At 43.1% G+C, this 22,040-nt stretch carries 18 protein-coding genes; 12 read left to right on the top strand and 6 right to left on the bottom strand.

Annotated features, from left to right (window positions below):
- Positions 1-79 precede the first annotated feature (79 nt).
- Positions 80-796 (top strand): OmpA family protein, encoded by a 717-nt coding sequence (locus KZA12_RS05800; RefSeq protein ID WP_218689552.1) that lies wholly within the window; start codon positions 80-82, stop codon positions 794-796.
- A 26-nt stretch (positions 797-822) separates the two neighbouring features.
- Here the strand turns inward: KZA12_RS05800 and KZA12_RS05795 are convergent, their stop codons facing one another.
- The gene (locus KZA12_RS05795; protein WP_218689551.1) at positions 823-1,734 is read right to left on the bottom strand and encodes a lysine exporter LysO family protein; all 912 of its coding nucleotides are present in this window, start codon (positions 1,732-1,734) and stop codon (positions 823-825) included.
- A gap of 344 nt (positions 1,735-2,078) precedes the next feature.
- On the opposite strand from KZA12_RS05795, the gene KZA12_RS05790 reads away from it, so the two are divergent.
- Genes KZA12_RS05790 through KZA12_RS05780 form a run of 3 tightly spaced genes read left to right on the top strand, consistent with a single transcriptional unit; the run spans position 2,079 to position 7,231 of the window.
- Positions 2,079-5,093, top strand: coding sequence for an alpha/beta fold hydrolase (locus KZA12_RS05790; RefSeq protein WP_218689550.1), 3,015 nt, complete (start codon positions 2,079-2,081; stop codon positions 5,091-5,093).
- Positions 5,093-6,370, top strand: coding sequence for a patatin-like phospholipase family protein (locus KZA12_RS05785; protein WP_218689549.1), 1,278 nt, complete (start codon positions 5,093-5,095; stop codon positions 6,368-6,370). Before KZA12_RS05790 ends, KZA12_RS05785 begins: the two co-directional genes overlap by 1 nt.
- Positions 6,371-7,231 (top strand): SDR family oxidoreductase, encoded by an 861-nt coding sequence (locus KZA12_RS05780; protein WP_218689548.1) that lies wholly within the window; start codon positions 6,371-6,373, stop codon positions 7,229-7,231.
- 4 nt (positions 7,232-7,235) lie between these two features.
- Here KZA12_RS05780 and KZA12_RS05775 read toward each other — a convergent pair whose 3' ends face one another.
- The 3 genes from KZA12_RS05775 to nadA all read right to left on the bottom strand — a co-directional run bounded on the left by KZA12_RS05775 (position 7,236) and on the right by nadA (position 11,711).
- Positions 7,236-8,201, bottom strand: coding sequence for a phosphatidate cytidylyltransferase (locus tag KZA12_RS05775; protein ID WP_218689547.1), 966 nt, complete (start codon positions 8,199-8,201; stop codon positions 7,236-7,238).
- Between the two features lie 92 nt (positions 8,202-8,293).
- Positions 8,294-10,615, bottom strand: coding sequence for an L-aspartate oxidase (locus KZA12_RS05770; RefSeq protein WP_373416585.1), 2,322 nt, complete (start codon positions 10,613-10,615; stop codon positions 8,294-8,296).
- A complete protein-coding gene (nadA, locus tag KZA12_RS05765; protein ID WP_218689546.1) occupies positions 10,563-11,711 on the bottom strand; it encodes a quinolinate synthase NadA in 1,149 nt (382 codons plus the stop codon). The genes KZA12_RS05770 and nadA overlap by 53 nt, the downstream gene beginning before the upstream one ends.
- A 392-nt stretch (positions 11,712-12,103) precedes the next feature.
- On the opposite strand from nadA, the gene KZA12_RS05760 reads away from it, so the two are divergent.
- From KZA12_RS05760 to KZA12_RS05750, 3 genes are all read left to right on the top strand, one after another.
- Positions 12,104-13,159 (top strand): hypothetical protein, encoded by a 1,056-nt coding sequence (locus KZA12_RS05760; protein WP_218689545.1) that lies wholly within the window; start codon positions 12,104-12,106, stop codon positions 13,157-13,159.
- A 409-nt stretch (positions 13,160-13,568) separates the two neighbouring features.
- Positions 13,569-14,438, top strand: a complete 870-nt coding sequence (nadC, locus tag KZA12_RS05755; protein WP_218689544.1) for a carboxylating nicotinate-nucleotide diphosphorylase — start codon at positions 13,569-13,571, stop codon at positions 14,436-14,438.
- A gap of 301 nt (positions 14,439-14,739) precedes the next feature.
- Positions 14,740-15,381: a MarC family protein gene (locus tag KZA12_RS05750; RefSeq protein WP_201623226.1), complete on the top strand. Its 642-nt coding sequence runs from the start codon at positions 14,740-14,742 to the stop codon at positions 15,379-15,381.
- Between the two features lie 144 nt (positions 15,382-15,525).
- Here KZA12_RS05750 and KZA12_RS05745 read toward each other — a convergent pair whose 3' ends face one another.
- The gene (locus KZA12_RS05745) at positions 15,526-16,128 is read right to left on the bottom strand and encodes a LysE/ArgO family amino acid transporter (protein WP_218689543.1); all 603 of its coding nucleotides are present in this window, start codon (positions 16,126-16,128) and stop codon (positions 15,526-15,528) included.
- Positions 16,129-16,423: 295 nt separating this feature from the next.
- Here KZA12_RS05745 and KZA12_RS05740 point away from each other — a divergent pair, with 295 nt between their 5' ends.
- From KZA12_RS05740 to KZA12_RS05730, 3 genes are all read left to right on the top strand, one after another.
- On the top strand, positions 16,424-17,200 hold the full coding sequence (locus tag KZA12_RS05740; RefSeq protein WP_218689542.1) for a hypothetical protein: 777 nt from the start codon (positions 16,424-16,426) through the stop codon (positions 17,198-17,200).
- A 126-nt stretch (positions 17,201-17,326) separates the two neighbouring features.
- On the top strand, positions 17,327-18,160 hold the full coding sequence (locus KZA12_RS14850) for a hypothetical protein (protein WP_256932840.1): 834 nt from the start codon (positions 17,327-17,329) through the stop codon (positions 18,158-18,160).
- A gap of 45 nt (positions 18,161-18,205) precedes the next feature.
- Positions 18,206-18,748 carry a hypothetical protein gene (locus tag KZA12_RS05730; protein WP_218689541.1) on the top strand — a complete coding sequence of 181 codons (543 nt, stop codon included), beginning with the start codon at positions 18,206-18,208 and terminating at the stop codon, positions 18,746-18,748.
- A 170-nt stretch (positions 18,749-18,918) separates the two neighbouring features.
- Here the strand turns inward: KZA12_RS05730 and rluB are convergent, their stop codons facing one another.
- Positions 18,919-19,842, bottom strand: a complete 924-nt coding sequence (rluB, locus tag KZA12_RS05725; protein WP_218689540.1) for a 23S rRNA pseudouridine(2605) synthase RluB — start codon at positions 19,840-19,842, stop codon at positions 18,919-18,921.
- Positions 19,843-20,366: 524 nt separating this feature from the next.
- On the opposite strand from rluB, the gene KZA12_RS05720 reads away from it, so the two are divergent.
- Both KZA12_RS05720 and KZA12_RS05715 read left to right on the top strand, forming a co-directional pair.
- Positions 20,367-21,473 (top strand): polysaccharide biosynthesis/export family protein, encoded by a 1,107-nt coding sequence (locus KZA12_RS05720; protein WP_218689539.1) that lies wholly within the window; start codon positions 20,367-20,369, stop codon positions 21,471-21,473.
- A 67-nt stretch (positions 21,474-21,540) separates the two neighbouring features.
- A complete protein-coding gene (locus KZA12_RS05715) occupies positions 21,541-21,972 on the top strand; it encodes a low molecular weight protein-tyrosine-phosphatase (RefSeq protein WP_218689538.1) in 432 nt (143 codons plus the stop codon).
- Positions 21,973-22,040 lie beyond the last annotated feature (68 nt).

The following is a 22,040-nucleotide window of genomic DNA, read 5'->3' as shown; positions in this document are numbered from 1 at the left end:
GAACGCTTTAATAATAGTAATGGCCGTCAGTTGTTTTGAACGTAGCTGTTTTAAAGGAACTTGAAGGATATTAGCGTTGATGATTAAACTAAAATGTTATAGCGCTTTATTATTAACGGCATCTATAAGCTTAATAGGTTGTCAAACTACCGAAATTGAAGCCCCCAAAACTACACCTATTTATGAAAATACTGCCGCATTCACGCCAGATATTCTAGATGGCGATGGCGATGGCGTGCTTGATGGGATAGACGAGTGTCCAAGCACGCCACCTCATAGGGTGGTCGATGCTAAAGGGTGTTTAGTAGAGCTTGACGTGGGCGGGCTTGAAATAGAGTTTGTTGGATTTTTCCCATCAATGAGCAGTCATTTACCTGCTATTTACGATGCAGAATTTGCGAAAGTGGCAGAAAAGCTTAATGAGTATCCAAAAGCTAGTGCTTTTATTTTTGGTCATGTAGCTACAAATGAAATTAGTGAAGGGCCTTTAGAGACTTTAGATTTTGATTCTTTATCACGCAATCGAGCACTTATCATTAAAAATACTTTAGTCTTGCAACATAATATTGATGCTAAGCGTATCCGTACTTATAATTGCTCCAATAAATTATTATTTAAAGACACAGATTATATAAATCCTAGTTTTAAAGCGCTTGAACTAGAAAGTTTTGAATCAAAACAGCGCCGCGCAACTCTGATGGCAAGCAGTAGCGTGAGTAACTTAACGAATCTTAAGTATGAGTATTACATAAAAAGATATGGTGAATACGCCAAGCATTGTGTCAAGTTTGAATAGTGATAATTAACTATTATTATTTATTTCTACCCCAAAGCTGAAAAAACCACCATCAATACTGGCGCTACTATATTAATAATAAAGCCAAAGCTAATGGCTAGTGGGATAACTTTTAGACCGCCGGATTGTTGAATAATTGGTAAAGTAAAATCTAAGCTAGTCGCCCCGCCCAGTCCCACTGCAGCCGACGGGTATTTACGCATAAATACTGGTATAAATATTAGCGCAAAGAACTCACGAATCAAGTCATTAAACAGCGCTACGCTGCCCCAAATTGCTCCATAAGCATCCGTCATTACGATAGCTGATAGCGAATACCAACCAAATCCTGATGCCAAGGCTAAGCCTTTAGTCCATGAGACATCAGTGAATATCAGCGCAAATAGCAGCCCACCACCTAGTACCGCAAGCGTAAAGACAACACTCATCTGAACGCCACGCTTATTGAGTAGTACTTCTCTTAAAGTAATGCCAGAGCCTTTTAAGCCTATGCCGACCAGCAGAATCAAGATCATCAGCAGCACCGTCATAGTGTTTTCAGGTGGCATATAACCTGCTGGCAGCAAATAACCAATGACCATGCCGACTACTACGCAAATGACTTGCACTAGACTGCCGCGAATACTGACTCGATGCTGTTTCGACTTGGCAGTAGACTGTTTGGTATCCCAAGGGTTCAAACGATCAAATAGCATCAGTCCGAATAACCCAGCACCGATAGTCAATATCGATAATACCGTCACATACAGTGCAATCTCGCCCAACTGACTGCCCAGCCCTTCAACTTGTGAGAGCTCGATACCGATCAGAGTCAAGATGATAAACACTAGATAAGTTAGACCTTTATCAGCAAAGGCAGTCAACTTGGGAATAGAGGGAATAGCAAAACCAATAAACAGCGGCATCAGAACGAGAAATAGGGTAATTAGGCTTTGCATAGTGCAGGCTCGAGAGACTTTTATTAAGCTGGAGATTGTAACATATTGGCCTATCAATACCGATATCAGCGAGTCAAATTAGCTGAGAGAAAAGTCGGTTTTAGCGCTGTAAAGTTATCGTTAAGACAGTATTGCTGCTTACTAGTTCAGTGGCTATGGGTAGGGGCTAGCACTGTTGTTAATACTGTATCGAGAACAGGGTTGGCAAGAGTATTCATAGTAAAGGTGAAAATGATCTTTCAAATACAGTTCTTCAGGCTTTAACAAAAGCTTTTATAAGTTTACCTTATAGTTTTTTGTTGCTACATTAAGGGATTAAAGCCTATAGGCGCTGGGGCAATTCTATGTCTCTATATCAGCTCAAAAGTCAATTTCAAGATCAACTGCGACCGCTAAGTGATACGCTGGTCGAGCATGAAGTTACTGCCAACCAAGTGACAGTGACTGCAGTACTATTGAGCGTGGGCACCGCTTATGTGATAGCCAAACCTGCGCAACAGAAGCCGATACTAGGGCTATTATTGCCGACCTCATTATTCATCCGCATGGCGCTCAATGCCATTGACGGTATGATGGCACGTGAGCATGGACAAGCTTCCAAGCTCGGTGCATGGCTTAACGAAGCGTGTGATATTATTGCTGATAGCGCCTTAATCGCCAGTTTGTCACCCCATATCAGCCCTATTGCTAATAGCAAAAGTGAAGTTCAAATTAATTTGCAGCGTATTAGCCGTTTTATCACTTTGAGTGTCAGTACCGAATTACTGGCGATAGTCAGTAGTCAGTATTTTAAGGTACGAGCCAACCAAGGACCGCTGGGCAAAAGTGATCGCGCCTTGTTACTAGGTATCATTGGTATAGTAATGGGCACAAAACCTTCGTTATTGACTGCTAATATAGCGCTCAAATCTTTGGGCTTATTAATACAAGCCTTATTGATCAAGACTTGCCTAAATCGTTTATGTTTTATGGCGGAGCTTTATTTATTGCGTCATCCACCAGTTGCTAGGCTCAAGTCTGCTACTGCATCCGTTATTAAGCCCAGTACTGTTGAAGCTAATAGTTGTCAAGCTAATAGCTTTAAAGCTAATATTGCGGTTAATATTCAGCCTAATATCACCTTTACGCCTAGTTTAGCGGGCTCGCTGTTACTCGCTAATCCTCTCGCTAAATCTGCTTCTACATCTACTTCAAGTTTGTGCGCAGCTCGGGTGCTCTCGCCTAAGCTGGTCTCTATTGATACTGCTAGCTACCCTTCGGAGTATGACCTTATGCCAACCTCACTTTTAGCGGCTGAGCAAAAATCTGCCAGTGCTTTTGATACTGATACTGATACTGATATTGATACTAAAGCGCTTGATAACGGCCAAATGGTCAATGTTGCAAGCTTTGATCACTCAAACCTTGATAAACAAAGCGCTGATAAGCCGACTGCTAGCCGCCAAACTGCCGTCCCTGATCTGATCGCTGGCGAGAGCTGCTACAACGCTTATGATGGCACCGCTATTTATTATCGATACTGGCTGACTATGCCTTTAGACACCCTAAAAAACGCCACCTCAGCATTGCGACAAGTCATCTTATTGCATCGCGGCCATGAGCATTCAGGACGATTAGCAGAGCTTGGCGAGCAGTTCGCTAATGCGGGTTATCAAGTATTTGCTTGGGATGCGCGTGGTAATGGACGCTCAGGGGGTATCAAGGATCATGCCAAAAGTGTCACTGAGCTTGAGCGTGATTTGGATGATTTTGTGCAGTTGGTTATCGCTCAAACAACTATAGCTATCGAAGATACCTTAATAGTGGCTAGCAGTATTGGCGCAGTGCTAGCCGCGGCTTGGGTACATGACTATGCGCCTAATATCCGCGCTATGATCTTAGGCACGCCTGCACTAAGTATTCGTTTGTATATGCCGTTTGCTATTCCAACCCTAAAAGTCGCGCGTACCCTTGGGCTTATGGCTCGGGTCAGCAGCTACGTCAAGGCACAAGTTTTAACTCATGATAAACAAGCTCAGCAAGCTTATAATGCCGATCCCTTGATATCGAGTAGTATTTCAACCGATCTGTTAATCGACACTCATGCAACTGGGCAGCGTTTGCTAGATGACGCTGCAGCGATTACCGTGCCAACGTTTATTCTGTGTGCGGGCAAAGATTATGTCGTCGACAAGCAAGCCGAACGTAGCTTTTATGAGGCGATTAATACCACTAATAAACGCTGGCAATTATATCCAGATAGCTATCATGCTATCTTTCATGAGACTAATAAAGCTGAAGTCTTTGCCGATTGTATTGAGTTCGCTGCGCAAGTCTTTAGTACTACTACTGCCACTACTGATCTACGTAGCGCCCATTTGAGTAGCGCTAGTAAAGATAAAGTTGATCGCTTAGCTATTAAGCCATTCAATGCCAACTTTGCCATCACGCGTTTTGCTATGCAAAAATTCGGTAAAGTCAGCTCCGCTATCGCCACAGGTCTAGAGCATGGTTTTGACTCAGGCAACTCACTGGATCATGTCTACTATAATCAGCCTAGTGGCAAAGGCGGCTTAGGTAAAGCTGTCGATAAGTTCTATCTTAATAATATTGGCTGGCAAGGTATTCGTATCCGCCGCGAGCATATATTAGAGCTAGGAGCGCACGCACTAGCAGAGATTGAATTAAAAAATAACTATAAAAATAAGCATGACGACACTCAGGGTAAGGGCGATTTACATCAGGGCTATCAATCAAAACCCTATCAATCAAAACCCTATGAAGCAAAGCTCTATCAACCAAAGCTGTTAGATATCGCTTGTGGTCATGGCTTTTATGCCTTTGATCTATTAACTAGCTTTGCTGAGCTACAAGCTGAACTACGTGATTATGATACTCATAATATTCAGGCGCTACAGGCCAAGGCACAGCGTCTAAATCTTGGCGATCGAGTGCTGGCTTGTCAAAGAGATGCCTTTGATCCGGCCAGTTATCAGCAAGATAACAATAGCGAAAAATTCGATATGGCCATCGCTTCTGGGGTGTTTGAGTTGTTTTCGGACAATACGCTGCCAGCTACTGCTTTAACAGGAATATATGCTAGCTTAAAAGAGCAGGGTTATTTACTTTATACCAATCAGCCTTGGCACCCTGAGCAAGAGTTTATTAGTAAAACTTTGAATAATCATCGAGGTAGCAGCTGGGTAATGCGTTGCCGCTCGCAAGCTGAAATGGATCAGCTAGTTGATGACGCCGGCTTTGATAAAATCGCTATGCGCATTGATAAGTTTGGTATCTTTACGGTATCGCTAGCGATAAAGCGGCCAATAATCAAGGATCAGTCTCTCACAGTAGGCAAGCAACAGCGGGCTGCTAGCTAATGATGGCTCAGAGCAATAAACTTTATGAGCGCTTACAGCTATTCTCAGGTGGCGGCTCACGCTTTGGCTACTATTTGGGTAGCTATGCGGCGCTAGTCGATAATGATCTGATCCCAGATATTATTATCGGTACTTGCGGCGGTAGCTTATCAGCGTTGCTGGTTCACCTTGCACCTGATCCTAAACAGTTGCAGCAATTGGCTTATAGTGCTGAGTTATACCGAGTAATCAAAGCTATCAGACACGTAGCAGCGCATGAAGCTAATATTGGTCTAAAGCTGCGTTATAGCACGCAAGCTATTAAGCGTTGGCGTTTGTCCCGTAATACCGCCCAGCGCCACCATCGACTGGCTGAGACTCATAAACAGTTGCTGGATGAACTACAGCAGTTAGCAATGTTTCGGGTTGATAATGAGGAGCAATGGCTCGATGAGCTATTGCAGTTTTTACCTAAAGACGTTTTATCTGATGCTAGGCAAGAGGGCAGTTTTAAGCCTAGTGCACCAGACATAGCTATTATCGCCAGTCGTTTACAGCCAGCGGTTAATTCAGCTCATCATCATGATAGTAATGTTGCTGCATTGCAGCCTGAGACAGCTAAAGGTAGCGCTCAATTACAAGAGCTGTTATTTGCGCCAAAGCGTTTGTCACTAAACGCTAATGACAACGCAGAGCTAGCACTAAGTAACACCTTAGTAGCGCCTGCGCACTTTTTAGCCAATGGACGCATTCAACCAGCAGTTAAGACTGTGACTGAGTGGGATTTCGCTACCGCTGTGCGGGCTTCTATGGCTGATATGTATTATCTACCGCCAATAGAGGATCAGGATTTGGGCTGGTGCTTAGGCGGAGTGATTAACCTGACTCCTGTAGAGCTGGGTTGTCAGTTGGCAACTACAGTATTTGCTGAAAGCAAAGCTGGCTACGATCTTTGGCTTGCCGCACCAGCGATTCAGCGGGTATTTGGTTTTGATCCCAATCAGCGTTTGGCACAAGTGCATAGTTTTTCACCAAGCTTTTCACCCAGTATTCACCCTCACTTCTCTGCTAATTATTCTCCTAATGCTTCAGGGCAAGACAACAGTCAATTGCATTGGTTACCGTTTGCGGATAATGGTCAGCAGCTAAGCGGACAAGTACAAAAACGCTTTAGTCTCCAGCAGCTTACGGTTGAGCTTATTCATAGTGACTACGATGGTTTTGTAGAGCAGATGCAGGCGCAATGGCAATATGGCTATCAGCGCACCGCAGATTATATCCAGCAGCAGGGGCTATAAATGCCTAATCTAGCAGTTATTAATATAGCAGGTACTGATCAGTTGGTTACTAATCAGGTAGTTATTAATCAGGCAGCAGCGCATATCATTATCATAGGAGGCACTAGCGGTCTCGGGTTGGCGCTAGCAGTAAAGCATCAACAGCTGGGCTGGCAAGTAACTGTAGTTGGTCATAGCGCTACTAAGATTACCAAGATTAATGCTGACTACCCGAATATCAGCACTTATCGCTGTGATTTAACGGACTGCACTCAGCGCCAAGACTTACTGGCTAAGTTAGCTAAGGTGAGGTTTGAGCGGCTTATTTATAGCGCCGGCAGCTATACTAACGAGCGTATTCATCATTTAAACCAAGCCGATAGTGAGCGGATGCTAGCGATTAATTTGCAAGCCTTTGAGGCGATCTTTAACTGGGCCAGTCAGCAGCTAAAAGCACAAAAGGAGGAGGGAGGTGACTCGTCAGTTGCTTCAGTTAAACGCAGCCTAATTAGTATCGCTTCTATTGCTGGTACGGTGGATTATCCTTATGCCAGTCTCTATGCCAAAAGTAAGCGGGCCATGATCGCTACTACTAGTGCTTATCGCTGCGCCCTTGCGCCTTTTGCTATTCAAGTTAATTGCATAGCGCCCGGTTATATTGATACCCAAGCCTTACGAGATTTGAATAACGGCGATGCTAGTCATAAGCCGTTTATCATCAGTATCGATACTGCGGTAACTCATATTATGCAAGCTATCGATAATAATGTAGAGCTGGCAGTGTTTCCGTCCTCTATGCGTCATATAGTTCAGCTATTAAATCGGCTGCCTAAACCGCTATTAAATCGGCTATTACGCAGTAAGTTAGATAAAGAACCTTAACCAGCTAACCTATAAGCAAATATAACAATGTGAATAAAGGCACACCTAATAGCAAGCTATCTATCCTATCGAGTACTCCACCATGACCAGCAAGTATAGTGCCAGTATCTTTGACCCCATGTTGACGTTTAAAGGCTGATTCTAATAAGTCGCCGGCGATACCTAATACTGCTAACATATAAGCCATTATTAAGCATAACCACCAACTAAACGGCGTTAGCCAAACACCCAATAGTGCTGCGAGTAGGGCGGCAAATAAACTACCAAAAATAGCCCCTTCGATACTTTTATTGGGGCTAATCCTAGGAGCAAGCCCACGTTTGAACCATCGGCCTTTAAACAGCTTACCGCATAGATACTGAGCAATATCATTAAACTGGCTGGCGAACAATACAAACAGCAGCACTCCGTATTCATGGCGCTGCCAAGTCAATATTTGCAAAAAAATAAGACTGATGATTAAGGTGATAAAAGCTAAGCTAAAGATGATATCTAAAGCATTTAGATAGGCATAAGCTTGGGCGTTATTGGGCGGCTGCTTTTGAGGGCTGTGCTGATAGTTGTGCTGAGAGCTGTTTTTATCATGATTTTGCAGACTGTTTGGATGGTCAATAGCAAATTTTTTAGGATAAGGGATGGCGACCGCGTTTGCTTGTAGGCCACGCGCTTGTAGTTTACGAATTAGCCTAGCTTTACTTTCTAAGCGCCACAAACGACTGATTTCATAGCTACCACGCAGACCAATCAACAAAAAAAGCCCAACGAGTAGCCATTGATAAGGGTAATGACTATTGATTTTTATTTTAGCAATTAAGTAGCAGACGCTAAGCACGGCTAGCATCCACCACCAAGAACGGGCTATTAGATAAACAGAGGGCAAACGCTGACGACAACGAGGTAAGGCAAGAATACCCCAAACCAAAGTGACGACAGTCATCAGTCCAATTATAAACACGCTATCAGTCATCATCATCGCAACCCTCTACTTAAAGGTATTGGCTTGACCCGCTTACCCAATGGGTTAAATCTGCTTCCATGCACATTTGGCTGACTACTATTTGACTAACCACTCTCTGCCATTGCATACGCCTGATAGTGCTGAGCATAGTTTATCTCAGCGGCCTCTGGCTCAATTACACTGACCGTGGCTTGGTTAGCTAAAGTAGGATAATCCAGTCGATAATGTCCACCACGACTTTCACAACGTTGATAAGCTGATTGTATAATCAAAGAAGCCAGTTGTAATTGACGTGCCAGCTGAAATTGGGTTAATTCATTGAGTGTAACAGAACTATTGCTAACCGTTAAGCACTCTATATCTAGCGACAGTGATTTTATACGTTTCATATCAGCAAGCTGTTGCTGCCAGTGGCTTATTTGTATTAGCGCTTGCTGCAATGATTGAGCGTTACGAGTAATCCCTAAGTGACTACTCATCAGCGCTTTTAGCTCTATGCTGATCGTGGCTAACTCAATTGACTGAGCACTATAGTTTTCAGTGCTTATTTTTTTAATAATTTGTTGTTCAGAGCTTTGTGGTTTAGAGCGTTGCTGGTTAGTTGCTTGCTGCTGGAGTTTGCCGTTTTTAGCGCTAAGGCTCTTGCTTTTACTTAATAACTGCTCATCTGAGAGCTTTTTATTTGATGCCTGTTTATCTAATAGCTGGGTACTTGACGCCTGCTTATCTAATACAAGGCAGCTAGATAAGCTTATAAGTTTATCATTGTCTATTAGGGGCGCAGTCCATTGATGGGCGTTTAAATAAGTTGGCAGATGCGCAGCAATATTACGGCCAACGACCACACATTCTAATAAAGAATTACTGGCTAGGCGATTGGCACCATGTAGGCCAGTGTAAGCCACTTCGCCGGCAGCATATAACCCCATAACGTCAGTTAAACCGTCACTACAAGTCACTATACCCCCACAGCTATAATGAGCAGTCGGCGCAACCGGAATAGGGTCAGTAGTGAGGTCTATACCAAGCGCTAATAAGGTCTGATAAATCTGCGGAAAATGCTGAGTCAAAAACAACGCTGGCAAGTGACTGACATCCAGATGCACAAAGCCAAGGCCGTTAGTAGCAATTTGTGCTGCAATAGCACGAGCGACGATATCGCGTGGCGCTAGCTCAGCGCGTGGGTCAATAGCCACCATAAAGCGCTCAGCAGTCAATGGGCAATATAGATGTCCGCCTTCACCCCGCAAGGCTTCCGAGACCAAAAAGCTACTGTTTGCTAACGCCAAACCTGTCGGATGAAACTGGATAAACTCCAAGTTGGCTAAGCGGCAGCCAGCCTGCCAGGCCATCATTACTCCGTCGCCAACACAGACATTAGGCGCGCTGGCACGAGCAAACAGCTGACCTAAGCCACCACTGGCTATAACGACAGCGCGACTGGTAATAGTTAATTGCTGTTGCTTAGTGTGATCGAATACTAACGCCCCTTGGCACTGGCGTGGCAGCTGTCCTTGCGGTTGGATATGTATGGCGGTAATAGCATTGGGTGCATTGGGCGATTTGACTGCTGTAGATGGCGCTACAGGCGTGGACGCTGAGCTAGTCAGTAACTGTAAAGCTTCGTGATAGGGCAGGATAGTAATATTAGTCGCCAGCTGAGCCTTTGCTAGTAAGGCCTGCATAGTATGAAGGCCAGTAGCATCGTCAGCATGAGCCACCCGTCGACAGCCATGTCCGCCTTCTTTGGTTAAATGTAGATCAGCGGTGGTTAACTGAGTAGTGGCGTTTGACTGGTTGGAGCTATCATTAAGACTATCAGTAGCGCTATCAGTAGCGCTATCGGCAGGGCTATCAAGACTATCAGTAGAACTATAGTTTTGCTTCTGCGCTGCTAGTGTAGTTTGGGTAAAAGGTACGCCTTGAGAGCATAGCCATTGTACTGCTTGCTGGCCTTTGGTTAGAATACGGCTAGTATTATCAGGCGCGCACAAGCCAGCACCAGCAATAAGCGTATCTGCAATATGATCATTAACGCTGTCGTCTTTATCTAAGCTGGCAGCGATACCGCCTTGCGCATAATGACTAGAACATTCTTCTAGTCCAGCTTTACTCAAGACGGTTATCTTAAGCGTGTTAGGCAAGGCCAGTGCGGTAGTTATTCCCGCTAACCCTGCACCAATAATAAGCACGTCAGTAATGAGGCTAGTAGCAGTAGCATCAGTATTAACATCAATATCAACATCAACATCAACATCAGTACTACTATCGCTACCGAGGTTGGCTGTAGCGTTAACCGCATTATTTGACTCATAGTCCGGCATTAGTAAACCCTCATCTATTGTCAGTACGGTTGCGGCTACTAAGCTCATATCAAGCTGCTCCAACATTAGCGAATAACGCGCGGTCTTTGACGATATCACCACTTGCCGCCACTCGTTGCTGCTGTGACTGAGCGAAGTCAAGCATCCGTTGTAAAGGCTTTTTGGCAGCAACGGCCATCTCTGCGCTCAAAGTTACTTCATATTTTGTGCTATTTGCCTCAGTCAAACACTTTTCAACTCCTTGTAGACCATTCATAGCCATCCAAGGACAGAAGGCACAGCTCTTACAGCTAGCACTCTCACCAGCAGTGGGCGCTGCCAAAAAGCGCTTGTTCGGCGAGCGTTTTTGCATCTCGTGCAAGATCCCTAAGTCAGTAGCTACAATAAAAGTATCCACGTCCAGCTCATAGGTAGACTGTAATAGCTTGCTGGTCGATCCGACTACATCAGCGAGTGCCACTACACTATCAGGTGACTCAGGATGCACTAGAACTTTTGCTTGGGGATATTCAGCTTTGAGCTGTGCAAGCTCAGTGGCTTTGAATTCATTGTGCACTAGACAGGAGCCTTGCCATAACAGCATATCTGCCCCTGTCTGTTGAGCAATATAATTTCCCAAGTGTCGGTCAGGCCCCCAGATAATAGTTTCTCCTTGCTGACGCAAGTGGCGGATGATATCGATACCTACTGATGAGGTCACTACCCAGTCTGCCCGCGCTTTTACAGCGGCACTAGTATTAGCATAGACGACTACTGTACGCTCAGGGTGCGCATCGCAAAACGCTGAAAACTCATCAGCTGGGCAGCCTAAATCCAGCGAGCATTCCGCCGCTAAATCTGGCATAAGAATAGTTTTCTCCATGCTCAATATCTTGGCAGACTCGCCCATAAACCGCACCCCAGCTACTACTAAGGTTTGGGCACTATGTGCTTTTCCAAAACGGGCCATCTCTAATGAATCACCGACACAGCCGCCAGTCGCTAGTGCTAAGTCTTGAATAAAGGGATCGACATAGTAATGGGCTACTAATACCGCATTGTGTTCGATCAATAGCTGTTTAATATTTTCTTCAACTTGCAAACGTTCGGAGCGTGGTAAGTCTACTGGTATTTTGGCTTTGGCATATTCGATATTGAGCTTGATGGCATTGCGCTTGTCAGCGCTTAATGTTGGCGCATCATAAGGATAACTAGTCATGCGTAGGCCTCATAGTGAGTTAAAGAGTAATAGATTTATTAGACAATGCTTTAATTATGCTCATTTTGAGCATTAATACAAGATATTTTTAAATTATTTCTCTATAAAACTGAGCTTGAGCTACGATTTATTAGCTAGTCTGAGCTAGGTTTTTGTCATCTATATAAGGCTCTACAAGGATAAAACAGTATTAAAAATACCATTCAGGCTATACTGGATGGTAATAATCAGTCTTTAAACGTATTTGAGCTTTTTTAAGTGCTTTTAAGCGTTTTTAAACGTTTTTAAACGTTTTTAAACGTTTTTAAGAATTATCAAGCGTTTTAAGCATAGTTAAGCATGGTTAAGCAATATTTTTAGAATTTTAACTCTCAAGGATAATAATAGACTCTATGAGCTTGTCTTATTCACACGCGCATCAGCAGGGCAGTGGTACTACCGAAGTAGTGGCCGTGCTCGTAGCTATCACTAACCATACCGCAAGAGTATTAACTGTTGATCAAGGTAAGTTATTGCCTAATGGTCCTCTTATGCCTCTACACCGCTCGTTGCAAGCAGGAGTACGTCAATGGGTAGAGGAGCAAACTCAACAACCGATGGGCTATCTTGAACAGCTATACACTTTTGTAGATACCAACCGCCGTAACCGTGAAGGTCATGCTTTGGTCTATGTCAGCTATCTTGGCTTAGTACAAGAGACGCAGACCCAACAGCTGCAGACGCAAGCCGTTTGGTGCGATTGGTATGATTACTTCCCTTGGGAAAATCATTTGCAGGGTATGCCAGAGATTATTACTAGCTTAATTGTACCTGCCCTTTTTGCCTGGGCAGATAGTGCCGAGGACGCTACCGTTAAGCACAGACGCTATCAACGTATACGCTTGTGCTGGGGCATAACTATAGATAGTGATGGTAATGGTAATGGTAATGGTAATGGTAATAGTGATTGGGTCGCAGAGCATGTGTTGTTACGTTATGAGATGCTCTACGAAGCAGGATTGATTGCCGAAGCGCCCAACTATCAGCCTATTTACAAACCTCGCCATCAATCCAACTCTCAGCTGAGCTCTGAACACGAGTATGAGTCTGATGAGCAAGTGGTTACTAGCGCACAGATGCTAGGCATACCGATGTACTATGATCATAGGCGAGTTATTGCTACTGCCATCTCTCGGTTGCGAGCCAAGATAGAATACCGACCGTTAATCTTTGGCTTGATGAGCGAAGTATTTACGTTATCGCAACTACAACAAAGCATTGAGGCCTTATCAGGCATCCCTTTGCATAAGCAAAACTTTCGCCGATTGCTCGATTCTCAAAACTTAGTGTTGCCTACTGGCGAGAGTAGTAGCGCTCAACGGGGCCGCCCAGCCAAACTCTATCGTTTTGCTCACGATATAGAATTACAAAGTCTACTTATGGATAGTAGGCTACCTAAACGCAAATAGTGAGCATCGATTAATTGTTAACTTATTTGTGATAGTTAAGCCTCTAGCAAATATTAGATTTAAAAATAAAGTGCTACTGGGATATGTTTTTTGCGATCTCGACCAACGTATCCCGCAAGAAAAACTTATACTAGTAATACGCGGTGACGTTTGCACTGATTTTATTTAGTATTACTATTTTATTTAGTATCACTATAGAAACTTCATTAGCCACTCCAGTCTCGATCTGAATAAATACCTCACAATAAAACTCAGCTATTGGCTATAAAAAAGCAACTTGGCTTGCGAGTAAGCTCACTTTACGTTATATTTATGCTCAGATTGAGTTTAATGATATTTCAGTATAATTCACTTATACCTCACTTATAAACAGTGATTTATAATTAATGACGTATAAAGAGGCAACTAGATGAGTAAGCAAGTATCGCCATTACTACCAGCATTAGATACCGTATTACTTGAAAGCTTAGTAAGGTTGGCACTGATCGAGGATTTAGGCCGGCGCGGTGATGTTACTTCCCAAGCGACTATTCCAGCACAGAAACAAGCGCAATTGCAGATTCGGGCACGGCAAGCTGGAGTGATTTGCGGGATGGACTTAGCGCGTTTAGCTTTTGCGTTAATCGATGGCCAGATTGAGTTTATAGCCGCAGTTAGTGATGGTGAGCGGGTAGCTGCTGATAGTGTATTAGCCACTGTACGTGGCAATGCTAGGCATCTGTTAACGGCTGAGCGCACGGCATTGAACTTTTTGACCCATCTTAGTGGTATTGCTAGTGCTACCCAGCATATTGTCGATAGCGTAGCGGATTATCCAGCGCAGATTACTTGCACACGCAAGACTATTCCAGGCTTACGTATAGTACAAAAGTATGCGGTACGCTGTGGGGGTGGTCGCAATCATCGTTTGGGCTTGGACGATGCGATCCTAATCAAAGACAACCATATTGCCATCGCTGGTGATATTACTACTGCTATTGAGCAAGCAAAACAGTTCGCCGGACACTTGATACCTATTGAGGTCGAGGTCGACACTTTAGCGCAGTTAAAGCTGGCGTTAGATGCTGAGGTTAGCTTAGTGCTATTGGATAATATGCCCGCTGATGTGTTGCAGCAAGCTGTCGCTCTGTGTAAAGGACGTGCCAAAACCGAGGCATCGGGTGGCATTACCCCTGAAACGGTGCAAATAGTAGCAAAAACAGGAGTGGATTTTATCGCTATGGGTTATTTAACTCATAGTACTACCGCTTTAGATATTGGCCTTGATTTCAGTGCTTAATTTTAGGGCTTAATTTCAGTGCTTAAATAGCTGGTAAAATTGATGTTACTCGATATATTGCAGGGATATTACGCTGATCACTTTCCATTTGAAGCCAGCGAGCAAAGGGTTTTATTGAGCGCACCTATTATCAACAATTAACCAAAGTTAATGATTTAATTAACTTATACTCCTATGATACAATATTGAGAATAGCACGGCGATAGCGTAGCGTTGCTTACTAAACACAGGGTCATCGTTGCAATTGCACGATGGCCTTATCTTTTTGCTGGTTTTATATAAATAGACGAGTGAGCGTTCAGTGAATACTGAAATTATCAAAATTATCTTAGCTTTTATGGTGTTGATCAACCCATTTAGCGCGTTGACCTTGTTTTTAGACTTGACTCGTGGCTATTCGATGACCGATCGACGTAAAGTCGCCCGGGTGGCTAGCCTAACTATTTTTATTACTATTAGCTTTTTTACCGTAGCGGGCGAGACTTTACTTAAGGCGCTAGGTATCTCTATCGGTTCGTTCCAATTAGCGGGGGGGATCTTAGTATTTTTGATCGCTCTTAATATGATGAATGGCGATGGTAACCCAGTCAAACCTGATCAAGAAAACTTCGATGTTGACCATGTGCAAAGCTCGCCACCGACTACTGCTGCGGCGGTAGTACCTTTAGCTATTCCTATGATGATTGGTCCGGGTGGTATTTCAACCGTAATTATTTACTCTTCGCAAATATCTGGGGTACTAAGAGTGTCTGCGGTGATTATTGCTGGACTATTAATTAGTATGTTTTGCTATTTAGCCTTGATGGCAGCAGGACGTATTAGCCGTCTATTAGGGGATACAGGTCTCAATATTATGAGTCGAATTATGGGGATGTTACTCGCTGCGGTGTCTATTGAGATCATCGTTAATGGCTTACGTACTTTGTTCCCAGATTTGGTATAACTTATTGAGATTTATGGTTCTGTATTCACTAGTACGTTGACATCTCAATAGCCACAATGCGGATCGAATGCTTTAAAAAACCAAACGCCCTATATAGAGTGTTTGGTTTTTTAATGGCTGATACTTACTACTTACTACTTACTACTAACTATGGGAAAGGTGCCAAGCTAGATATAGCATTAGGATACCTACTAGGCCATCTAATATATTCCATGCTTTTGGCTTAGCAAATAAGGGTGTTAATAGACGAGCGCCGTAGCCTAGAGCAAAAAAGAAAAACAATGAAGCACTGATGGCACCTAATGCGAACAATAATTTACTATCCGCACCAGTTGAAACCATGCCTACTAGCACCAAAGTATCTAGGTAGACGTGTGGATTGAGCCAAGTAAAGCCTATGCATAACAGTAGCGCTTTTTTTAGACTAGTCGCTACTTGACCCTCAGTATCTAGGGAGTGCGATAAGCGCACACTGGCATATAAACTTTGTAAGCCATAAACCAATAAGAAAATTACCCCCGAAATTTTGGCTATAGTGACAACTTGTGGATAGCGGGCAGTCACTGCGCCAAATCCTGCTACTCCAGCGCAGATTAGTAGGGCATCACTCACCGCACAGAAGAGACAAACCATAAAGATATGCTCACGTCTTAACCCTTGTTTGAGAACAAAAGCGTTTTGTGAGCCAATAGCGATAATGAGCGATAGTCCCAGTAGGAATCCAGAAATATAGTCTGAAGCAGGCATAATAGTTACTTATTATAAGAAGTAGCCGCGCAATAATATCAATACTTAGTTTGACGTTTGCTTACTGGCAGACTGCAAAAAAACTGTTAAGATACTCTATTGGCTTAGGGTGGGCAATAGTTGCTTTAACTATAAATAATAAAATAGCCCATGCTCGCCGCTATTTTGCCGCCCAAATATTTTAGCTCTGATAGCATCAGTTTCAATAACATTGGTCTCAATACCCTTAGTCTAAATACCCTTAGTCTCAGTACCGTTAGGAGCGCAGCAGGTCATGGTGGTAAGTTTGGCGAGAATGCTACAGTCATTTACACAAGCACAGGATGACCTGCCCACGCAAGCTGCTCGGTCTGTCAAAAATGCTCAGCGTGCAGCTGCGCAACAACAGACCTCAGCTTTAACTGACAGCAATAGTAAACATAGCACTAGTACCGCTAGTAACAATGAAGCTATCAATAGCAGTCAAAGCCCCATTACTGCATTGACTGAGCCTAAGCGCGTCAAACGTATCTGTGATGCTTTGGCACAAGTTAATGATATTCGCTCGCCTACGCCTTTGACCGATCGTTACTTAGCCAACCGAGCGCAAATGCGCCCAACCAATCGCCCGCCTTTTGATCCTGATACTTTGTGGTATCTTAAACATGGACGCTGCCCGATTATGACCGAACTTATCGATGTGGTTGACGAAGCCACTCTCAATGCTATGCCTATCGAGGCAGTAGCAATATTAGACCGGATTAATGATAAGCTCAAACGATATCGGGACTGGAGCGAAGAGCTCAATGAGCAACCTCAGCAGCAACATAATGAGCGCCAGTTCGTGATAGATAAGCTAGTAAAGGAGAGTATTCCTGAAGCGCTTCATCACTACGAGCAGCTTTTACGCTTTAGTCCGCACCGTACTAAGAATAGCACTGTGCAAGGTAAGATGAGCGCAGGTGATATGCTGACGGATTTGTTTTTAGAGATAGATTATGAGTTAGATGAACTATTAGATGAGCTGCATCAGACGGTACTTAATCGTCTGGCCTCAACTCATCGTTATGTCAAAAGCCGAACTCAAAACTAGTATCAATGTCAATGTCAATGTTAATAGCAGTTTTAAAGTCAGTAGCTTGTACACGTTGGTGTTAAAACTACTACTGTTAACTTAGCTATCGTTAAACCGCTATCAATTAATTACAAGGAAACCTTAATGACTCAAGTAACGGCTATGTTAGTGATGTTTGTCTTATATGGGATACTTCCAGCAGCAGGATTATACTTGGGCTATCGTGGTATTAAAAAAGTCACTGCGCCGAAGATGCTGGCCTACAAAGCTATGCCGCAGCTGGGTTATATTCCAGAAAAAAGCTTACCCAATGACGTCAAAGCTGCCTTAGACTTGATCAATCAAAAAGGCGAAAAGCTTAGTCTTATCTATGGTGATACCAATAATGATGGTCAAATAGATGACAAAGATACCGTCAATGAAACTTATATAATGCTTCAGAACTTAATGGATCGTCATGTTCCGCAAGCAGTGGCTGACTATCGTCGTTTACACGATTTGGATGGTGCACGTGCTGATACTACTAAGATTAAGCATTCTAATGTCACTGGCAAAGAGGCTCTATTAGAGGTTTTAGGAACTATTAATGTGCAATTCGACGATCTGCTCGATGCTTCTTATCACCAAGATGGGCAGAAGCTGCTAGTCACTAACCGTTATCTACAACAGCGCTTTGATAATCCAGTCTCTAAAGATCAGGCTCGACATTCTATTGAAGGCCTTGGCGAAGATAGTAATAGCAGGATAACTAATCCTATAAATAGCAACACTAACAATCCTAACCGTACTACTATCATTGAGAGTCCTGTAGCGGCTAAAAACACTCAAAGTGATGAGCTCAGTGCCAGTGCCAGTGCCAGTGCCAGTGCCACTATTAGTGACAGTAACAGCAACAGTAACAGCAACAGTGAAATTAGTAGCGTTAAGCGTGATCCTTTGATAATTGAAGAGCCGAGTCTCGATAAGCGTGAAGGGTAATAGCAAAATTTGCTAGTCAATAGCCAGGGAAGAGGAACTGCTAAGATGTTAATGTTGCTAAGTATGAGTGTACTCGGCACGGTTACTGTCTACTACTTGGGTAGGAAGGGTTGGCTGATGCTACATCAGGCAGCCGGTATTACTCCAGGCGCACTGAGCTATCAAAACCCGAACACACCGCTATTGACCAATGCTTTAGTGTGGAAAAATTTAACCATAAATAAGCAACATCTGCTTCACTTATCAGATAGACAGCTGCGCCAGCTACAAGCTATTGATAGTAAAGTCGCTATTTATCGACACTGTCAGCAGTCTTTAGCGCAGCAGAATATCACCGCTATGATGACTGAGCAGCAGTTTGTACTGCATAAGTTATTACAGACACGCTTGCCAGAAATGCTGGCCAGCCATCATCATCTAGTGAGCGTCAGTACTAACAGTAATAAGCAGACTGAAGCTAAACAGCTATTACAAAATCTATTGGACAATGTTGAGCAGCGTTTGCAGTCTTTATTAGCGCAAATGGAAAATACGCATTTGCAGGACTTGCGAGTTATGAAGCAGTATTTAGCCAGTCATGATAGGTAGGCAATAGCTTTATAGTCCGTATAGAGGCTTTAAAGGATTTAAAGGGTGTAGGGCATGCCCCATGCTTGTGATCGATAAAATCATTAACTTTAGAGTAACCCATAAAAAAGCGGCCGATGATTATTTATCATCGGCCACTTTTTTATGCTAAAACTAATACAGCGTTTAGCTTAACGCTTGCTATTGCGATCACGAGTATTACGCGAACCACGACTAGCTGGGCTAGCGCTACTTTTTGGCTTAGCAGTGCTAGTAGTACTGCGAGTGTTTTCGCTACGACGTGCTTTGAGCGGTTTGTTTTTGATACGCTCTTGCTTATCTTTGGCAGCACCATGTAGACCAGTACCATAGCGTGGGCGTAGGCTAACTAAGTCCGTCAAGGTATTGATATCTTTTCTATCTAGCTCTAAAAAGCGACCAGTACGTAGCTCTTTAGGCAAAGCAATACTGCCATAGCTAGTACGTAGCAGACGACTTACTTTAAGACCTTGCGACTCAAATAGACGACGGACTTCACGGTTACGGCCTTCATTTAGCTTAACATGATACCATTTGTTGACGCCTTCACCGCCGCCTTCTTTGATATCATCGAACTTTGCCATACCATCGTCTAGCATTACGCCCGTAGTCATCGCCCGAGCGATTTCAGGGGTTACTTCACCCAATACTCGTACAGCGTACTCACGAGTGACTTCGCTAGAAGGATGCATCAAGCGATGCGCCATTTCACCATCATTAGTGAATAATAATAGACCGCTAGAGTTAATATCTAAGCGACCGACCATCACCCAGCGATCATGCGTCAATTTAGGCAAGCGCTCAAAAACTGTTGGACGACCTTCTGGATCGTTAGCTGAGCAGATCTCGCCTTCAGGCTTATAGTAAGCTAGAACCCGACGACGTTTTTCGTTTTCAGCGGTATATTTGATCTGACGACCATCAACCCGAATTTCATCACCTTGACTGACACGATCACCAATAGTAGCAGGGCCGTTATTCACTGACACTCGTCCAGCTTTGATCACTTCTTCCATTTGGCGGCGTGAGCCAACACCCATACGGGCGAGGGCTTTTTGTAGTTTTTCGTCTTTCATAACTTAATCCTTGATTCGGTTGGTGTTACATTTCTCAATGTAGGTAACAGCATATTTATTGTGGCATTATTGCGCAGCGCCACATTATACGCTATTTATAAGCAGAGTGCAGTAATTAGCTATCATAGTTCTTTGTAAACTTAGCAAAAACTATTGATATGATTGGTTTTTTACAATAGGCACAATCTATAGTCTGGGCGCTCAAAAACCTTAATATCTGTAATATAATATTCCAAATTTTGATAGCGAAGTACCTCTTTAGTGACAGTGTCTATAACAGCTCTATACCAGTAGCGTAGTATTGTCTTAACATGGAGTGGCCTATATACTTTCAATTGCTAAAAATAAGCTATAAATTTAGAGTTGAATGATAATAAATTTAAGCGATAAGAGTTTATTAATTTTTAATCAACTATGGTATTATGGCCTTTTATATTATACGTAACATATTGATACAACAGTGGTGTTGGTGTTGCGAATGATACTTATTATTGGTTATTACTGAGTTTATAAAGGTTCTTGTTATGGGTCAATCCTCAAAGCTACTAGGGGCAACAAGCTTACTGCTGATCAGTTTGTTATCTGGTTGTGCGACTACTACTATAAACTCCGGCTTACAGTCTGGTGACTTGCCGCCAGTAGGTAGTTTCGTTGCTGAGAATGGTCTACAGTTCAATGTGCAACCGTTAAACTTAGCTACCCTACCTCCACCACAAGTATCTAGACCTAGCAATGATATCTATCAGCTAATAGCTAGCTCTACTAAGAATGAATATCGTATTGCGCCAGGTGACATCTTAAGTATTAATTTGGTAGGCTATCCAGATATTAAATCACTGCCGTCAAATGGTAACGATAATAGCCCTTCGGCCGCAGGATACCCAGTAGATCAACAAGGCTTTGTACAGTTTCCATTAGTAGGACGGATTAAGGCCAGTGGCATAAGTGTGCCGCAGTTTACAGCTAGTCTACAGAGCAAGCTACAACGCTATCTTAAATTCTCAGATCCGCAAGTAAAAATCATCAAATATCGTGGCAATAAGTTCTTTATCGATGGTGAAGTTAAGCAACCTGGCGAGTTCGCTATTGAAGACGCCCCAGTATCTTTATACAGTGCAATATCTATGGCTGGTGGTGCTACTACTACTGGTGATTCCAATAGCTTAATATTGAATCGTAAAGGTAGAAACTATAATATTGGCTTACAAGCGTTAAGACAAATAGGCTCATCAGGTAACCAAATCTATTTGCAAGATGGTGACTCCATTCATGTCAATAGCCAAAGCCGTAATACAGTCTACGTATTGGGCGAATTTGGTCAAGTCAAGCCAGTGCCTATACTAGAGCAAGGGCTAACCCTAGCGCAGGTAGTAGGGGAGTCACAAGGCTTGAATGCACTTACGGCTAATGCCTCTAAGATATATATTGTTCGCAACACCCCGGGATATCAGCTCACTGATATCTATTATGTCAATATGCAGACGATCACTAACCTTGCATTGGCCAGCCGTTTTGAGATGCAGCCTAATGATATAGTCTATGTCGATCCTACGGGTTTAACGCGCTGGAACCGAGTTATCAACTCTCTGCTACCTTCGAGTACAGCGATCAGAAGTCTTGCTGGTATATAAGTGCTGGGTCTAGAAGTGATAAGGTTCTACTTAGTACCAAATCGATATTAATTAATAGGCAATGATTATGGCATTTGATAACATTTTAGTGGTATGCGTGGGCAATATTTGTCGTAGCCCTATATTAGAAGCGTTGCTCAAAGAACAATACCCGAATAAGCATGTAGAATCCGCAGGTCTGTCAGCAGTAGTCGGTAATGGCGTTGATCCTAAGTCGCAACAAGTAATGACTCCCTATAATATAGATATGTCTGCCCATATCGCTAAGCAAATAGATGAAAAGCTAGTTAAAAAAGCAGACCTTATCTTCACTATGTCAGATGGTCAGACTAAGTGGATTGAAGAGCGCTGGCCACATTGCCGTGGCAAGACTTTTAAAATTGGTCACTGGAATGATAAAGATATTGCTGATCCTTATCAGCACGATATATCGCTATTTGAAGTAGCAAGAAAAGATATTGTTGAAAGTCTTAAACCATGGATCGATAAAATCGGTTAAAGATTATTAATTATTTGGCTTATAAGTAGTGCGTTATAAACTGATTAACTTTAACTGATTAACTTTAA

Source organism: Psychrobacter sp. BF1 (assembly GCF_019279065.1).
Classification (GTDB): domain Bacteria; phylum Pseudomonadota; class Gammaproteobacteria; order Pseudomonadales; family Moraxellaceae; genus Psychrobacter; species Psychrobacter urativorans.
Note: the sequence above shows the minus strand (reverse complement) of the source record. Positions and strands in the feature narration are given on the sequence as shown.